This is a genomic window from Arthrobacter sp. B0490, assembly GCF_002929355.1.
Classification (GTDB): Bacteria; Actinomycetota; Actinomycetes; order Actinomycetales; family Micrococcaceae; genus Arthrobacter_D.
The window spans coordinates 134,352-149,203 of record NZ_PJIR01000007.1 but is presented as its reverse complement, the minus strand read 5'-3'; the positions used below and the strand labels follow the sequence as shown (position 1 = coordinate 149,203).

14 protein-coding genes and 1 tRNA gene are annotated in these 14,852 nt (G+C 69.2%); 6 read left to right on the top strand and 9 right to left on the bottom strand.

Going from position 1 to position 14,852, the window contains the following annotated elements:
• Nucleotides 1-14 precede the first annotated feature (14 nt).
• Entirely contained in the window at nt 15-914 is a 900-nt protein-coding gene (locus tag CXQ97_RS12490) for a hypothetical protein (protein WP_104181190.1), read from the bottom strand.
• Nucleotides 915-1,076: 162 nt separating this feature from the next.
• Between CXQ97_RS12490 and CXQ97_RS12485 the strand changes: the two genes are divergently transcribed.
• Entirely contained in the window at nt 1,077-1,619 is a 543-nt protein-coding gene (locus CXQ97_RS12485) for a peptidylprolyl isomerase (RefSeq protein WP_104181189.1), read from the top strand.
• Nucleotides 1,620-1,623: 4 nt separating this feature from the next.
• Nucleotides 1,624-2,499 (top strand): rhomboid family intramembrane serine protease, encoded by an 876-nt coding sequence (locus tag CXQ97_RS12480; RefSeq protein ID WP_104181188.1) that lies wholly within the window; start codon nt 1,624-1,626, stop codon nt 2,497-2,499.
• Nucleotides 2,500-2,763: 264 nt separating this feature from the next.
• Here the strand turns inward: CXQ97_RS12480 and CXQ97_RS12475 are convergent, their stop codons facing one another.
• Nucleotides 2,764-3,012, bottom strand: coding sequence for a cell division protein CrgA (locus CXQ97_RS12475; protein ID WP_104181187.1), 249 nt, complete (start codon nt 3,010-3,012; stop codon nt 2,764-2,766).
• A 175-nt stretch (nt 3,013-3,187) separates the two neighbouring features.
• On the opposite strand from CXQ97_RS12475, the gene CXQ97_RS12470 reads away from it, so the two are divergent.
• The 3 genes from CXQ97_RS12470 to CXQ97_RS12465 are packed head-to-tail and all read left to right on the top strand — an operon-like array spanning nt 3,188 to nt 4,815.
• Nucleotides 3,188-4,000 carry a class E sortase gene (locus CXQ97_RS12470; protein ID WP_258062537.1) on the top strand — a complete coding sequence of 271 codons (813 nt, stop codon included), beginning with the start codon at nt 3,188-3,190 and terminating at the stop codon, nt 3,998-4,000.
• 5 nt (nt 4,001-4,005) lie between these two features.
• Complete coding sequence (locus CXQ97_RS19880; RefSeq protein ID WP_181035064.1) at nt 4,006-4,167, top strand: hypothetical protein; 162 nt, start codon at nt 4,006-4,008, stop codon at nt 4,165-4,167.
• A 3-nt stretch (nt 4,168-4,170) separates the two neighbouring features.
• Nucleotides 4,171-4,815 (top strand): aminodeoxychorismate/anthranilate synthase component II, encoded by a 645-nt coding sequence (locus CXQ97_RS12465; protein ID WP_104181185.1) that lies wholly within the window; start codon nt 4,171-4,173, stop codon nt 4,813-4,815.
• Nucleotides 4,816-4,893: 78 nt separating this feature from the next.
• On the opposite strand, the gene pknB is transcribed toward CXQ97_RS12465, so the two are convergent.
• The 7 genes from pknB to CXQ97_RS12430 are packed head-to-tail and all read right to left on the bottom strand — an operon-like array spanning nt 4,894 to nt 14,401.
• Nucleotides 4,894-6,837, bottom strand: coding sequence for a Stk1 family PASTA domain-containing Ser/Thr kinase (pknB, locus tag CXQ97_RS12460; RefSeq protein ID WP_104181184.1), 1,944 nt, complete (start codon nt 6,835-6,837; stop codon nt 4,894-4,896).
• A gap of 37 nt (nt 6,838-6,874) precedes the next feature.
• Nucleotides 6,875-8,668 carry a protein kinase gene (locus CXQ97_RS12455; protein WP_104181183.1) on the bottom strand — a complete coding sequence of 598 codons (1,794 nt, stop codon included), beginning with the start codon at nt 8,666-8,668 and terminating at the stop codon, nt 6,875-6,877.
• A complete protein-coding gene (locus CXQ97_RS12450) occupies nt 8,665-10,107 on the bottom strand; it encodes a penicillin-binding protein 2 (RefSeq protein WP_104181182.1) in 1,443 nt (480 codons plus the stop codon). Before CXQ97_RS12450 ends, CXQ97_RS12455 begins: the two co-directional genes overlap by 4 nt.
• Nucleotides 10,104-11,519 carry an FtsW/RodA/SpoVE family cell cycle protein gene (locus CXQ97_RS12445; protein ID WP_104181181.1) on the bottom strand — a complete coding sequence of 472 codons (1,416 nt, stop codon included), beginning with the start codon at nt 11,517-11,519 and terminating at the stop codon, nt 10,104-10,106. Before CXQ97_RS12445 ends, CXQ97_RS12450 begins: the two co-directional genes overlap by 4 nt.
• Nucleotides 11,512-13,131, bottom strand: a complete 1,620-nt coding sequence (locus CXQ97_RS12440) for a protein phosphatase 2C domain-containing protein (RefSeq protein WP_104181239.1) — start codon at nt 13,129-13,131, stop codon at nt 11,512-11,514. Before CXQ97_RS12440 ends, CXQ97_RS12445 begins: the two co-directional genes overlap by 8 nt.
• Nucleotides 13,132-13,175: 44 nt before the next feature.
• Complete coding sequence (locus CXQ97_RS12435; RefSeq protein ID WP_104181180.1) at nt 13,176-13,664, bottom strand: FHA domain-containing protein; 489 nt, start codon at nt 13,662-13,664, stop codon at nt 13,176-13,178.
• Nucleotides 13,661-14,401: a DUF3662 and FHA domain-containing protein gene (locus tag CXQ97_RS12430; RefSeq protein ID WP_104181179.1), complete on the bottom strand. Its 741-nt coding sequence runs from the start codon at nt 14,399-14,401 to the stop codon at nt 13,661-13,663. The genes CXQ97_RS12435 and CXQ97_RS12430 overlap by 4 nt, the downstream gene beginning before the upstream one ends.
• 321 nt (nt 14,402-14,722) lie before the next feature.
• Between CXQ97_RS12430 and CXQ97_RS12425 the strand changes: the two genes are divergently transcribed.
• Nucleotides 14,723-14,805, top strand: a tRNA-Leu gene (locus CXQ97_RS12425).
• Nucleotides 14,806-14,852 lie beyond the last annotated feature (47 nt).

Sequence of the window (14,852 nt, the reverse complement as noted above, 5' to 3'; positions counted from 1 at the left end):
GTCGAGGACCGGCGTCAGACCTTGGGGTCGTCCGTGGGCTCTGCGGCGTGCTTGGCGCCGTCGGTGCCCTTCGCCGTGTCCGAGACCGAGGGGGTGCCCGTGGTCGCGGTGGCCGCGGGGACCTCGCCGGACGTCGCGGAGGCGCGATCCGCCGCCTCCTTGATGCTGATGACCGTGTCCTTGGCATCCTGCGGCTTCTGGGTCGAGGCCGGACCGGCGGTGGCCTTGATCGGGGCGGGGGTCTTCCAGGGGTCCTCGACGGGCTGCGAGGCGCGCCACGCGGCGACGCCCGCGACGATCGCGGCCGCGATGATGCCGAAGATCAGCCAACCCCTGCCGGACTTCCGGGCCTGGCTCTTCTTCAGGTCCTTCGACGCCTGCATGGTCGCGGCGACCAGGCGCTTCTGGGCGTTCTTGACCGCCTTCTTGTCACCCGTCATACGGATCACGGCGTTCTCCACGACGGGCGGCACGGTTGCCGCCGCAAGGGAGCGGGAGGCCGTGTCCGCGGCGTCGCCGAGCCTCGTGGACAGCGCGGGAAGGTACTCGTCGACGACCTTGCCCTTGGCGGTATTCAGTGCGGGGGTGGCCTTGTCGAGGGTTCCCTGGATCTTCGGGGTGGTCTCGTCGATCACCTGGGTGATCCGGGACCCCACCGTGTCGATGCTCTCCTGGATCAGGGGGGTGACGACGGCGACCCCTCCGGCGAGTCCCTCGGTGGCCTTGCGGACCGTGTCCTGCAGGGCCGGCCTGGCGGTCTCGAGGCCCTTCTCCCACCGCGGCTTCGCCCAGCCGTACGCGGCGTCGACACGCGGCGTCGCCCATTCGCGGGCGGCGGCCAGTCCGGCGGCGGCTGCCAACCCGAGAGCGACGCCTTCTTCGAGTTGGTGGGTGGCGCGTTGGTTCTTCTTCACAAATACCTCCAGGGGTGGTTGCTCGTTTTGATCAGCCTACGTGGCATGCGCGGAGGGTGCTATCCGTGCCGGGCGCAGGGGCGGTTCCGGGGGAACGTTTCACTGTGCGCGGAATGGGACCCCTCCAGCTTATTGTCAGGAGGCGCGTGGAAGAATGGGCGGATGACTGCTATTCCGACAGCAAAAGCGACCATCCACACCAACCAGGGCGATATCGAGATCAATCTCTTCGGCAACCATGCCCCGAAGACGGTCAAGAACTTCGTGGGCCTCGCGACGGGCGAGATCACGTGGACCCATCCGCAGACCGGCGAGGAGAGCAACGCACCCCTCTACAACGGCACCGTGTTCCACCGGATCATCAAGGACTTCATGATCCAGGGTGGGGACCCCCTCGGCCAGGGCATCGGCGGTCCGGGCTACAAGTTCGACGACGAGATCAACCCCGACCTCACGTTCACCGAGCCCTACAAGCTGGCCATGGCCAACGCAGGCCTCCAGAGCGGACGCGGCACCAACGGGTCGCAGTTCTTCATCACGTCCGTCCCCACCACGTGGCTGCAGGGCAAGCACACCATCTTCGGCGACGTCACCGACGAGGAATCCCGCAAGGTGGTCGACAAGCTCAACGCCATCGCCACCGACATGAGGGACAAGCCCCTCGACGACGTCGTGATCGACAGCATCACCGTGGAACAGCTCTAACCGAATGTCCTACGGTGTCCCCGCGCCCGACGCCGGCAGGCAGGAGGCCCCGGTCTGCCCCCGGCACACCGACCGCGTCAGCTATGTGAGGTGCCAGCGGTGCGGACGCCCTGCATGCGCGGAATGCCAGCGTCCTGCCGCGGTCGGGTTCCAGTGTGTGGACTGCGTCCGCGAACAGGCTGCCAACACCCCGACCCGGAAGAACGCGTTCGGCGGCGTCTCGCGCGGGGACACCCCCGTGGTCACCTACACGCTCATCGGCATCTGCGTGGTGGTGTTCCTCCTGCAACTCGTGATCCCGGGGATCACCCGGGCCTTCACCTACGCTCCGGTGTTCACCGCAGGCGCAGGGGGTGTGATCCCCCCCGAACCGTGGCGGATGCTCACGGCCGCGTTCCTCCACTCGCAGAACTCGTTCCTGCACATCGCGTTCAACATGTACGCGCTCTACATCCTCGGCAAGGTGCTCGAGCCCGCGATGGGACGGGCACGGTTCCTGGCCCTGTACCTCATCTCGGCCGTCGGCGGGTCCATCGGGGTCCTGCTCCTGAGCGACAACCCGCTCCAGGGCGTGGTCGGCGCGTCCGGCGCCGTGTTCGGACTGTTCGGAGCGCTGTTCATCGTCCAGCGGAAGCGTGGCGGCGACGTCCGCCAGATCGTCGTCCTGATCGCGATCAACGCGGTGCTCGGCTTCGTGGTGCCCGGCATCGCCTGGCAGGCGCACGTCGGCGGTCTCGTGGCCGGTGCAGCATGTGCTGCGGCCATCGCGTATGCCCCGCGCGGGAAACGGCAGGTGCGGACACAGATGCTCGGTCTGGGCGGCGTCGTCGTCCTGCTGGCCCTGCTGACCCTCGTGGGCGTCTCCCGGCTCCCCGTCTAGGACTGCCCGAACGACGAAGGAGCCGGTACCCGGGTACCGGCTCCTTCGTCGTTGTCCACACCCCTTATCCACACGGGGGATAACTTACACACATGTAATTCCACACCTGTGGATAAGCGGGGCCCGGAATCCCGCGGCAATCCGTGAATCATCAACAATCCCATGCACATCTGTGGATAACTTCATGCACAGCATGTGTACAGAGCGGAAGCAGCAGGACGAGCGGTTCGGAGCACCTGCCGTCGGGGTGACCAGCTGCCGGTCCTACCGCCAGCGTGTCGTCATGAGGAAGCCGACGATCGCGATCCCGAAGCCGGCGAGGATGTTCCATGATCCCCAGGCGGCGACGGGGAGGGTCGCCTCGGAGATGTAGAACGTGATGATCCACAGCAGGCCGATGATCATCAGCCCGAACATCACGGGCTTGTACCAGACCGGGTTCGGCTTAGGCTGCGACGACTTCGCGGCAGGCGCGGCGGTGCTGGCTCTCTTGCGGGGCTTCGATTCAGGCACGGATTCTCCTCGACGGGGTGCGACTGGGGTCAGTGGCACCGGTAGCTCGGTGGCGGCCCCGACGCGCTCCTCCCCGCAGGCTATCCTGTGGGGAGACTTTCATCCGGCCGGTTCTCCGATCGATTCTAGCCAAGATCGGCCGGCTACCGGTGCATTCCCAGGGGCAGGAGCGGCAGTGGCCCGATCGACCATGGACGCCGCACCCGAGACCCGGGTGGGACGCCCGCAACGGGCGCGCCGTCGTCGTACGCCCTTCCAGCTCGTCGCGCAGGTACTGGGCGAACTCCTGATCACCGCAGGTGTGGTGCTGCTGCTGTTCGTCGGGTGGGAGCTCTGGTGGACCAATATCGACTCGAGCATCAAGCAGGAACAGGCGCTCGAGCAGTTCTTCTCCGATGTGCCGCCCATCACGGCCCCCGATCCCGTCCAGGGCGGCGCCGGACCGGCGGCGCCCGAGGACTTCGGCGACCCGGTCGTCCTCCCGCAGCAGGACCTCGTGGGCACCTTCGGCGTCGTCTACATTCCGCGCTTCGGTGAGGGCTACTCGCGGCCCGTCACCTCCGGCGTGGGCACCGATGTGCTGGACAACCTCGGTCTCGGTCACTACCCCGGCACGGGTGTGCCGGGCGAGCTGGGGAACTTCGCACTGGCGGGCCACCGTCAGACCCACGGCCAGGTCCTCGACCAGATCCACACGCTGATGCCGGGGGACCGGATCTACGTGCAGACACGGGACGGGTACTACACCTACGTCTTCCGCAACACCGAGATCGTCCTGCCCGATCGCGCGGACGTCATCGCACCGGTTCCCACCCGACCCGATGCCACGCCGGAGGACAGGATCCTGACGCTGACCAGCTGCAATCCGCGCTTCGGCGCCCAGGAGCGTATCATTGCGTACTCGGTGCTCGAGTCCTGGCGTCCCATCGGGGCCGGGCCGCCCCCCGAGATCGCGGAGAACGTGGCCCGCGCAGCAGGACAGGGGTAGCGGCGATGTACGGATGGATCTTCCGGGCGCTGCCCGGTCCGCTCTGGATGCGCGTCATCCTGTCCGTGATGCTGGTGCTCGCGGCCGTCCTGGCGCTCATGCTCTTCGTGTTCCCCTGGGTCTCCCAGTTCAACCCGCTCACAGATTCAACGATTGGTTCCCCGTAGCTCATGGCTGACACCACCCGCATCCTCGTCGTCGACAACTACGACAGCTTCGTCTACACGCTGGTCGGCTACCTGCAGGAACTCGGGGCGGAGACGACCGTGGTCCGGAACGACGACGTCACCCTCACCGAGGCACAGGACATGGCCGCGTCCCGCGACGGGGTCCTGATCTCCCCGGGTCCCGGCACACCCGCCGAAGCCGGTGTCTGCGTGGACCTCATCAGGTGGTGCGGTGAGCACGGCAAGCCGATGCTCGGGGTCTGCCTGGGCCATCAGGCGCTCGCCGAGGCCTACGGCGGAACCGTGACGCACGCCCCGGAACTGATGCACGGCAAGACCTCCCTGGTCGAACACGATGCGACGAGCGTCTTCGCCGGCCTGCCGTCTCCCGTCACCGCGACGCGCTACCACTCATTGGCGGCGGTGAGCGACGACGTCCCGGCGGACCTCATCGTCACGGCCCGTACGGCGAGCGGCATCATCATGGGACTCGAGCACAGGACGGCTCCGCTGTGCGGCGTCCAGTTCCACCCGGAGTCGGTCCTGACCGAGGGCGGCTACCAGATGCTGGGCAACTGGCTCGAGTCCCTCGGACTCGAGGGCGCCGCGACCACCGCCGCCGGGCTGAGCCCGCTCATCGCTCGCTGACCTCCGTCCGGTGCTGATCGGCGGGCGGACCGCGGCCGTCGCGCGGCAGGGCCGGACGGCGCGGGCGGAGCGGACGGGCTAGTCGTCGCCCTCGGTGGGCCGCGGGTCGGACTGCTCGCCCGTGCCCCCGGTCGGCTGCCCGCTCGGCGTCTGCGAGGGTTCCGGGACCGGCGACGGTGCCGGTGGCACCGGCACCGGGACCGGCGGTGGTGCCTTCGCGACCGTCAGGACGATCTCCGTGCCCTGGTCCACCTCGGACCGCGCCGGCGCGGACTGCGCCGTGACGATCCCCGGCGCCACGACGCTGTTCTCGACCTCGCGCACGGCGGAGGGCAGCTTCACCGCGGGGTCGGTCAGCAGGGCCTGCGCCTGCCCGAGCGTGAGGTCCGTGAGCAGGGGAACGGTGACCTTGCCGTTGGACAGCACCAGGTCCACCGGACTGCCGACCGGCACGGACTGGCCGGCCTGCGGACTCGTGGTGATGACCCTGCCCTCCGGGACGTCGGCACTGGTCTCCTCCGTGATCGCGCCGCCCCGCAGTCCGAGGACCTCGAGCGCATCGCGGGCCGAGGATTCCGTGAGCCCGGCGAGCGTCTCCGGCAGCACCACGTTCGCCGGACCCAGCGAGACGGTGATGTTCACGCGCGATTCCCTGTCCACGGACGCTCCCGCGGCAGGATCGGAGGCGATCACGTCGCCCTCCTCCACGGACGCGTTGAACTCCTCGTCGCTCGACGGCACCAGCCCGGCGTCCACGATGGCGTCGGTGGCGTCCGCCTCGGCCAGACCCACGAGGTCGGGCACGCTGACGGTCACGGCCTCCTGGGAGGGCTGGTTGTCCGGGAGGTTGTTCAGGACGACGTAGCCGCCGGCGAGCACGAGCAGGACCGCGACGAAGAAGACGGTGAGCCAGGCCGCCCTCGACGACCTGCGCCTCCGGTCGTGCCCGTCGTCCTGCGGATGCACGGCATCGCGGGAGCCGAGGACGTCGAGCCGTCCGTCGTCGGGATGGTCCGGCGGTGTCCCCTGCACCGCGATCCGGTCCATCGCGCGCGTCTGCGGGTCGGCGGAGGCGAACGGCGCAGCCATCGCCGTAGCACCCCTTGCACCCGGACGGGGCGCGGGGACGTCCAGCGTCTCGGTCGCCGCGCCCGTGACGCCGGCGACGGCGATGCCGCGGGCGGCGTCGAGCAGCGCCCTGCGGAAGGACAGTGCATCCTGGAAGCGGTGTTCGCGGTCCTTCTGGAGTGCCTTGGCGAGGACGGAGTCGAGGGCGGGCGTCACCCCGGGATCGAGACTGCTCGCGGCCGGCGGTTCCTCACGCACGTGCTGGTAGGCCACGGACACGGGGCTGTCCCCGACGAACGGCGGCCGGCCGGTCAGCAGTTCGAAGAGCAGGCAGCCCGCCGAGTACAGGTCGCTGCGGGCGTCCACCGTCTCGCCCCGGGCCTGTTCCGGCGAGAGGTACTGAGCCGTCCCGAGGACGGCCTGTGTCTGCGTCATCGTGGCCTGCGAGTCGGCCATGGCGCGGGCGATGCCGAAATCCATGACCTTCACCGCGCCGTCGGGCGTGATCATGACGTTGGCGGGCTTGATGTCCCGGTGGACGATGCCCGCCTTGTGGCTGTAGTCGAGGGCGCCGAGCACCCCGGCGACGTACGTGACGCTGTCCTCGTGGGTCAGGTCGCCCGCCCTGACGTGGTCGCGCAGGGTGCGGCCGGCGACGTACTCCATCACGATGAACGGGACCCGGACCTCGTGTTCCGGCCGGTCGGGGATCTCCTCCTCGCCCGTGTCGTACACGGCGACGATGCTGGGATTGTTGAGCCCGGCAACGGCCTGTGCCTCCCTGCGGAACCGGGACTGGAACAGCGGATCCCGGGCGAGGTCCGAGCGGAGCACCTTGATCGCGACCGACCGACCCAGACGGAGATCACGGCCGAGGTGCACGTCGGCCATGCCGCCGCGCCCGATCAGCTCGCGGACCTCGTACCGCCCGTTCAGGATGCGGTCGGTGGTCATCACTCGGTGCCCTTCCCGCCCGGGCTCGTCCCCCGGGTCATGGTCCGGTGGTCGCCGTCGGTGACGCCGTCGGGCTCGGCGGAGCGGTCGTGGGCGCCTGGGTCGGGGGTGCCTGGGTCGGGGGTGGGCCCGAGGAGACCACGTAGTTCACCTGCGTCCCGGGGGCGAGCAGGGCCCCCGCCCCGGGCTCGACCCGGAGCACTGTGCCCGCCGCCTGCTCCGACTCCTCACTCCCCACGTTGACCGGCCGGAGACCGAGGTCGACGAGGATCGCCTCGACGTCGGCGGAGGTCCGTCCCTGCAGTCCGCCCGGGACCGTGACCTGCTCGACGGGTTCGGGGCCATCGGAGACGATGAGGGTGATCGTCGCGGGAGGGATCTGGGCCCCGCTCGGATTGATATCGAGGACGATGCCCTGGTCCTGTTCCGCGAACTGCCTCTCGATGTTCACCCCGAAGCCCAGGCCGATGAGTCGCTGTGTCGCCTCCGCTTCGGTGATGCCGCGATACTCGCTCGGCGAGATGATGACTTCGTTCGGCTCGCTCGTCGTCTGTTCGGGCGTCGGTGTCGGCGTGGTGGGCGCCGACGACGGCGTGGAGGCGCGGGACTGCGACGGGGTGGCGCTCGCGGACGTGCTCGTCCCGGCCGGGACGCTGTCCGGATCGTCCCCGTTCAGGAGGGGCTGGAGGACCAGGAACGCGATGGCGGCCAGTGCCAGCAGGAGCAGCACGATGAGCGGGATCAGCCAGGGGCTCCGGCGGTTGTCCTCCTCCCGACGGTACGGCTGGTCCGGCGTCGGGTCGACGTCCTCCTGCGACCAGTCCCGGGACGCGGCGATGCCGGCCGCGGCACCGGCCGCAGCGGGTGCCGCAACCGTGGGCAGGGCGGAGGTGGTGGGCGCGGGGACCGCCGTCGTCGACTGCGTGTCCTGGCGGGGGACGGCGGCCGTCGGGACGCCCGCTCCGGTTCCGAAGGCGAGCATGCCGGGGACCGCCGCCTCGGCAGCGCGGAGGTCGCCGGCCCTGATGGCGTCGACGCCGCGCGCGAGCGACTCGGCGTCGCCCGGCCGTCCGGCCGGGTCCTTGGCGAGCATGGACCCGATCAGTGCGCGGACCGGCTGGGGGATGGATTCCGGCAGGGGCGGCGGGGCGTCGTTGACCTGGGCGAGGGCGATGGCGATCTGCGATTCGCCGGAGAACGGCCTGCGGCCCGCGAGCAGTTCGTACCCGATGACGCCGAGCGCATAGATGTCGGAGGAGCCGGTGGCCGGCTGCCCGGTGGCCTGCTCGGGTGCCAGGTACTGCGCCGTCCCCATGACCTGCCCGGTGGCGGTCAGGGGGACCTGGTCGGCGAGCCGGGCGATGCCGAAGTCGGTGATCTTCACCCGGCCGTCGGGCATCACGAGGATGTTGCCGGGCTTCACGTCGCGGTGGACGAGGCCCTGCCGGTGCGCGACGGCGAGGGCCGTGGCGGTCTGCCCGATGATCGAGAGGGTGCGGTCCGGCGAGAGGACCTGCTCCTTCTCGATGACGGCGGACAGCGGCTGCCCCGGCACGAGTTCCATGACGAGGTAGGCGGAGCCGGCCTCCTCGCCGTAGTCGAAGACGTTGGCGATGCCCTCATGGTTCAGCAGCGCGGTATGGCGTGCCTCCGCACGGAAGCGGTTGAGGAACGCCGGGTCACCGGAGTACTCCTCCTTGAGGATCTTGATCGCGACGACGCGACCGAGGATCTGGTCCCGCGCCTTCCAGACCTCGCCCATGCCGCCGATGGCGATGCGCTCGGTCAGTTCGAACCTGCCGCCCAGGGTGATTCCTGACGTGGGCCTCATCTGTTCAACACCGCCTCTATGAGTCTCTTGGCACTGGGTGAGGTCAATTGCTGACCAGTAGGGATGTCCACGTTCTCCATCACGATCGATATGGCAACCTGCGGATCGTCCGCCGGCGCGAATCCCGTGAACCAGGCGTTGTCGCCGGTTTCGGAGACCTCCGCGGTTCCCGTCTTGCCGGCGACCTCGACGCCCGGGACCTGCGCCCCGGCCGCCGTGCCGTTGTCCACCACGTTCACCATCCAGTCGGTGAGCTGGTTCGCCGTCTCCTCGCTCACCGACTGCCGGAGCACCTCGGGCTGGGGCGACTCGATCAGCTCGAGGTCCGCTGCCCGGATCGACTTGATGAGCTGGGGCTTCATCTGCTGCCCGTCGTTGGCGATCGCCGAGGCCACCATGGCCATCTGGAGGGGTGTGACGCGTGTGTCGAACTGCCCGACGGCGGACTGCGCCAGTTCGGGTTCCGTCAGGTCGGAGGGGAAACTGCTCGCGATGACCTGCGTCGGGATGAACAGTTCCTCACCGAACCCGAAGTCCGCGGCCTGCTCCTGGATCGCTTCCTCGCCGAGATCCAGCGCGATCTGCGCGAAGGGGGTGTTGCAGGACTGCTCCAGCGCGAACTCGAGGTCCGCCGTCGTCCTGCTGGAGCAGCCGCCGGTGACGAAGTTCGGCAGGGCGTACTCGATGCCGGGGAACTCGAGGGCCGGCGGGTTCGGGATCTCGGACTGCGCGTCGTATCTCCCGGACTCGAGGGCCGCAGCGGCGTCCACGAGCTTGAAGACCGATCCCGGGGACACGAGGGACTGCGTGGCGGGATTCGTGTAGATGGACAGGCCCGGCTGCTCGGACAGAGCCGCGACGTTCTGCTCGATGATCGCGGTGTCGTGCCCGGAGACGAGGTTCGGGTCGTAGGTCGGCTTGGAGACCATCGCGAGGACGTTGCCCGTCGAGGGCTCCATGACCACGATCGAGCCCCGCTGCCCCTCCGGGATCAGGTCCGACGCGAGGCGCTGGATCTCCGGGTCGATGGTCAGTTCGACGGACGCGCCCTGCGCCTCGACGCCCGAGAACAGGCCGACCACGCGGTCGTAGAACAGCGAACTGCTGGTCCCGGCGAGGATGTCCGATTCCTTGTCCTCGAGCTGCGTCGACCCCAGCGAGAGGGAGTAGTAGCCCGTCAGGTGCGCGTAGAGCTCGGGTTCGTTGTACACGCGCTGGAAGTTGAACTCGTCGTCGGAGGGGACGGACTCGGCGATCGCCCGGCCGTCCACCAGGATGGCTCCACGCTCCCGGCCGAAGTCCTGATAGAGCTGGCGACTGTTCCAGTCGTTCTCGTTGAGATCCTGTGCCTGGAAGAACTGCACGTACGTGAGGGCACCGAGGACGAGGGCGAACATGCCGATCGCCACGACCCACGCGCTGCGGATGGCCTGGTTCATCGGGTTGCCTCCTTCGCGGGCCTCTTCTTCACGGGCTTCCCGTTCACGCCGAGCACTTCGGGGAACGAATCCTTCATGGGCACCGTCGGCGCCGGCCGGCGTGCGGTCTCCGAGATCAGGAGGAGCAGGGCCACGATGAGCCAGTTCGCCAGCAGCGAGGACCCGCCCGCCGACATGAACGGCGTGGTGAGGCCCGTCAGCGGGATCAGGCGGGTGATGCCGCCGATGACCACGAAGCACTGGAGGGCGATGGTGAACGAGAGGCCGCAGGCGAGCAGCTTCCCGAAACCGTCCTTCGTGCCGACTGCGGCCCGGATGCCGCGTGACACCAGGATCACGTACATCATCACGATGGCGACGACGCCGATGAGTCCCAGCTCCTCGCCCAGTGCGGCAATGATCATGTCGCTGTTGGCATATGTCACGAGGTCGGGACGCCCCTCGCCGAGCCCGGTGCCGATGAGCCCGCCGTTCGCCAGGCCGAACAGGCCCTGGACCACCTGACGGCTCCCGCCCGGAGCGCGGTCGTACACCTCGGGCGCGAAGGCGTTGATCCAGGAATCGAAGCGGAGAGCCACGTGGCTGAACAGCTCGAGGGCCACGAAGACGCCGGCACCGATCATCGCGAGGCCGATCAGGACCCAGCTGACGCGGCTCGTCGCCACATAGATCATGACCATGAAGAGGCCGAAGAACAGGATCGACGAGCCGAGGTCGCGCTGGAAGATCAGGACGCCGATGCTGACGAGCCAGGCCGCCGCCATCGGCGCGAGATCCCGGAACCGCGGGAACTGCAGCGGGCCGATCTTCTTGCCGGCCAGCAGGATGAGGTCCCGGTTCGTCGAAAGATACCCGGCGAAGAATATGGCCAGGGTGATCTTCGCGATCTCGCCGGGCTGGAACGTGCCGACGCCGACGGTGATCCAGATGCGCGCCCCGTTGATCTCCAGGCCGAGCGGTGTCAGGGGCAGGAGCAGCAGGATCGCGCTGACGATGAGGGAGATGTAGGTGAAGCGGCGCAGGATCCGATGGTCACGGAAGAGGATCAGCAGGACGGCTGCCGCCCCGATGGCCACGGCGGTCCAGAGGACCTGCTGCGGCGCGACGGATGTCGACCCCGACACGGCGGAGAGATCGAGGCGGTGGATCATCGCGAGTCCGATCCCGTTCAGCGCGACCACCAGCGGAAGGATCACCGGGTCGGCATACTTGGCGCGGAAGCGCAGGATGACGTGGATGAACAGGCTCATCAGGCCGAGCGTCAGCACCTGCGACCAGAAGTAGTCGCCGAAGGGCTCCTCCCGGCCGATGCCGGCCAGGTGGTTGGCCCCGCCGGCCACGACGAGGGCCAGGACCAGCAGCGCGAGCTCGATGTTGCGCCGCGACCGGGGCACGGTCAGGACATCACTCATTGGCGGCACCTCCACAGGCGACGGCGGGGGACGAGGGACTCGGCGAGGGCGCCGGTGCGGCCGACGGGCCGGCGGATGCTCCGGCCGTCGGGGAGGGTGCCGACGTCGCGGACGGGGCAGCCGTCACGGAGGGCCTCGCGGACGGGGACGGGGTGGCCGACGGGGTTGCCGACGGGCGGGCGGATCCTCCGGCCGTCGCGGACGGAGTCGGGGCGGGTGCTCCGGCCGTCCCCGACGGGGCCGGCGAGGCGGATGGGGTCTGCGGGGCTTCCGGATCGCAGCTCACGGCCCGCAGTTCGCTGCGCAGGTCGCCGACGATCCGCTCGGCCTCCTCCAGGCTGGCCGCCGGAAGTGTCTTCGACACCTGCGACCGCTGGTACTCGGGGAGGTTCGAGACGGGGATGTCGGTCATCTCGTAGAGCTCGCTGAGGCTGATCGGTCCGATCCTCTGGGGTACGCCGGTGAAGATCGCGACGCGGTTCTCCGACTCCGCCACGTAGTAGCGCGTCTGGGTCCAGGTGTAGCCGAGGCCGAGGACGGCGATCAGGATGAGGGTCATCAGGGAGAGGAACGCCGGGACGAGCCAGCGGCGTTTCCGCTTCCCGGTCTCGTGTCCTGCGTCCTCGCCGGCGTCGTCCGTGCCGGGTTCGGCCTTGTGCGTCAGCATCATCGCGGCGCGGCGCTCGGTGGAGCGCTGGGTCACGATGGGGATCTGGCCGGTCTCCGTGGCGAGGGCGGCGGACCCCACGAGGACGTGGGGGCGGGTCAGGAGGTCCTGGCGGATGATGTCGGCGCGGATCGCGGCGCCGGGGAGGTCCCCGTTCCGGTCGATCCCGTGCGCTGCGGCCGCCACGTCCCCGGGCCTGTCCCGTTCTCCGGCGGCCTGCCGCGCAGGGGGGATGGTGACGGGAGGCACGGCGTCGTCGTCGTCCGCCTCGACGACCTCGACGACCACGATGGTGATGTTGTCCGGCGAACCGCCCGCGAGGGTGAGCTCGACGAGGGTGTCGACGCACGCGCGGATGTTCCCCGTCTCCCGCATGACCTGCTCCACCACGCGGTCGTTGAGCACCGCGTTCAGGCCGTCGGAGCAGAGCAGCCAGCGTTCCCCGGGGTCGGCGTCGAACTCCTCGAGGTCCAGTTCCGGGCTCGCGTCGACGTCACCGAGGACCCGCATCAGCACGTTCTTGTGCGGATGGATCTCCGCCTCCTCCGGCCGGAGGCGTCCTTCGTCGATGAGGCGCTGGACGAAGGTGTGATCGGTGGTGATCTGGGCGAAGGTCCCGTCCTTGAGACGGTAGGCGCGTGAGTCGCCGATATGGGCGAGCTGCAGCTTCGAGTCCTCGAGCAGGATCGCCGTGACGGTGGTGCCCATGCCCGCGAGCTGCGGATTGGTGGTGACGAGTTCGGAGAGCAGGGAGTTCGCGGTCTGGATCTCGTCGGCCAGGTGGGTGGCGGCCTTGCCCCCGTGGGAGCCGTGGTCGAGGTGGACGAGGTCCAGGACGGTGGAGGCCGACGCGACGTTCCCGCCCGCGTGTCCGCCCATGCCGTCGGCGACGACCGCGAGGTATCGGCCCACGTAGGCGGAGTCGTCGTTCTTGGCACGCACCATGCCCACGTCGGAGCGGGCGGCGAACCTCAGGGCGAGCGGCACGCCTATGGCCTCAATTCGATGACCGTCTTACCGATCCGGATGGGGATGCCCGGCTCGACGGGCAGGGCGCGCGTGAGCTGCGCGCCTGCGAGGTAGGTGCCGTTGGTGGAACCGAGGTCCTCGATGAACCAGCGGCTGCCCTGCGGGAACAGGCGTGCGTGGCGGCCGGACGCGTAGTCGTCCTCGAGGACGAGGGTCGCCTCCTGGGCGCGGCCGAGGAGGATCGGGCTCGCGGCGAGGTCCAGGGTGGTCCCGGTGAGCGGACCCTCCGTGACGACCAGCCGGCGGGCGGCGGCGCGCACCGGTGCCGGTTCCTCCACGAGTTCGGGGTGCTTGCGGATCTCGCGTGCGGTCGGTGTGCCGACCTTGTTGCGCCGGCCCACCACGAGGTCGCGGCGCAGGGCCCCCACCGTACCGAGGACGAGGGCCCACAGCAGGATCAGGAAGCCGAAGCGCAGGAGCGTGACGGTGAGTTCGCCGGCTTCGCTCATCGCTGGACCCCTCCGGTCTGGGTCGGTACCAGGCGGAAGGTCAGGCGCGAACGCCCCATGGTGATCGTGGATCCGTCCGTGAGTTCGGCCTGCCCCTGGACGCGCTGCCCGTTGACGTAGCTGCCGTTGGTGGAGCCGAGGTCCACGGCGTACACGCGTCCCTCCTGGGTGCGGATCTCGAGGTGCCGCCGCGAGACGCCCGTGTCGTCGACGAGGATGTCCGCCTCGGAGGAGCGCCCCAGCACGATCGATCCGGAGTTGATCGAGTAGCGCTGACCGTCGATCTCGAGGACGGGCTGGTAGCGCGTCGGCTGGCGTCGGGGTGCCGCCGGAGCGGCCGGCCCGGCGGGGCGGCGGCCGGCGGCCTGCTTCTCGATGGACGAATCGATCTCGAAGATTCCTGCCTTCAGGTCCGGATCGTGCTCGAACGAGACGCGGACCGGCCCCTGGAGGCTGTACTGCTGGCTGTCGACGTGCGCGATGACGACGTCGCAGAGTTCCTCGGCAAGGGCCGAGCCCCACTGCTGGGCGAGCTCGAAGTCGGAGTCGGACAGTCGCGCCGTGAAGACGTTGGGTGCGAGGGTGCGGCCCTGCGACAGGACGAGGGAGCGGTTGTCCAGTTCCTTGCGCAGGGCACTGGCGATCTCGAGGGGTTGTACCTGGGAGCGCGAGCCCGTGGTGAAGGCGCCCCGGACAAGCTTCTCGAGTCCGCGCTCCACGTTGTCGAGAATGCCCATACGTCCCCTCCTCCCTCTTGCTGCACTGTGGTGTCGGATCCCGCCAGCGGTGTGCTGCGGGGCTTCTCCCGGTCCTGGGCACGGCGATGTCCCGCCGGGCATGTTCCCTCCGATACTACTGGGAGGCTCCGGGAATGGGCTTCACCGGCGGGCCCGGAGCATTACTTTGTCCTAACGATCCATGGCCGCAGGCTCCGGTCGGTGAGGCCGTCCGGACCCGATGGACGGCGTCGTTTAGGTGATTCCGTCCGGGCTCCGTTATGCTTGTCACTGCTGTTCACAACACCGGCGCCTGGCGTGTGGAGTTGGAATCTCGAAATTGCGCGAGTGGCGGAACGGCAGACGCGCTGGCTTCAGGTGCCAGTATCCGAAAGGGTGTGGGGGTTCAAATCCCCCCTCGCGCACATGGACAAGGGCTCCCGCCCGGCGGGGGCCCTTCCTCGTATACGGG

Bases quoted from the DNA above. Each gene is read 5' to 3' on its own strand.
- CXQ97_RS12465 (WP_104181185.1), top strand. From the start codon at position 4,171: ATGGCTGACACCACCCGCATCCTCGTCGTCGACAACTACGACAGCTTC.
- CXQ97_RS12485 (WP_104181189.1), top strand. From the start codon at position 1,077: ATGACTGCTATTCCGACAGCAAAAGCGACCATCCACACCAACCAGGGC.
- CXQ97_RS12445 (WP_104181181.1), bottom strand. From the start codon at position 11,519: ATGAGTGATGTCCTGACCGTGCCCCGGTCGCGGCGCAACATCGAGCTC.
- CXQ97_RS12440 (WP_104181239.1), bottom strand. From the start codon at position 13,131: ATGGTGCGTGCCAAGAACGACGACTCCGCCTACGTGGGCCGATACCTC.
- CXQ97_RS12455 (WP_104181183.1), bottom strand. From the start codon at position 8,668: ATGAGGCCCACGTCAGGAATCACCCTGGGCGGCAGGTTCGAACTGACC.
- CXQ97_RS12430 (WP_104181179.1), bottom strand. From the start codon at position 14,401: ATGGGCATTCTCGACAACGTGGAGCGCGGACTCGAGAAGCTTGTCCGG.
- CXQ97_RS12435 (WP_104181180.1), bottom strand. From the start codon at position 13,664: ATGAGCGAAGCCGGCGAACTCACCGTCACGCTCCTGCGCTTCGGCTTC.
- CXQ97_RS12450 (WP_104181182.1), bottom strand. From the start codon at position 10,107: ATGAACCAGGCCATCCGCAGCGCGTGGGTCGTGGCGATCGGCATGTTC.
- CXQ97_RS12480 (WP_104181188.1), top strand. From the start codon at position 1,624: ATGTCCTACGGTGTCCCCGCGCCCGACGCCGGCAGGCAGGAGGCCCCG.
- pknB (WP_104181184.1), bottom strand. From the start codon at position 6,837: ATGACCACCGACCGCATCCTGAACGGGCGGTACGAGGTCCGCGAGCTG.
- CXQ97_RS19880 (WP_181035064.1), top strand. From the start codon at position 4,006: ATGTACGGATGGATCTTCCGGGCGCTGCCCGGTCCGCTCTGGATGCGC.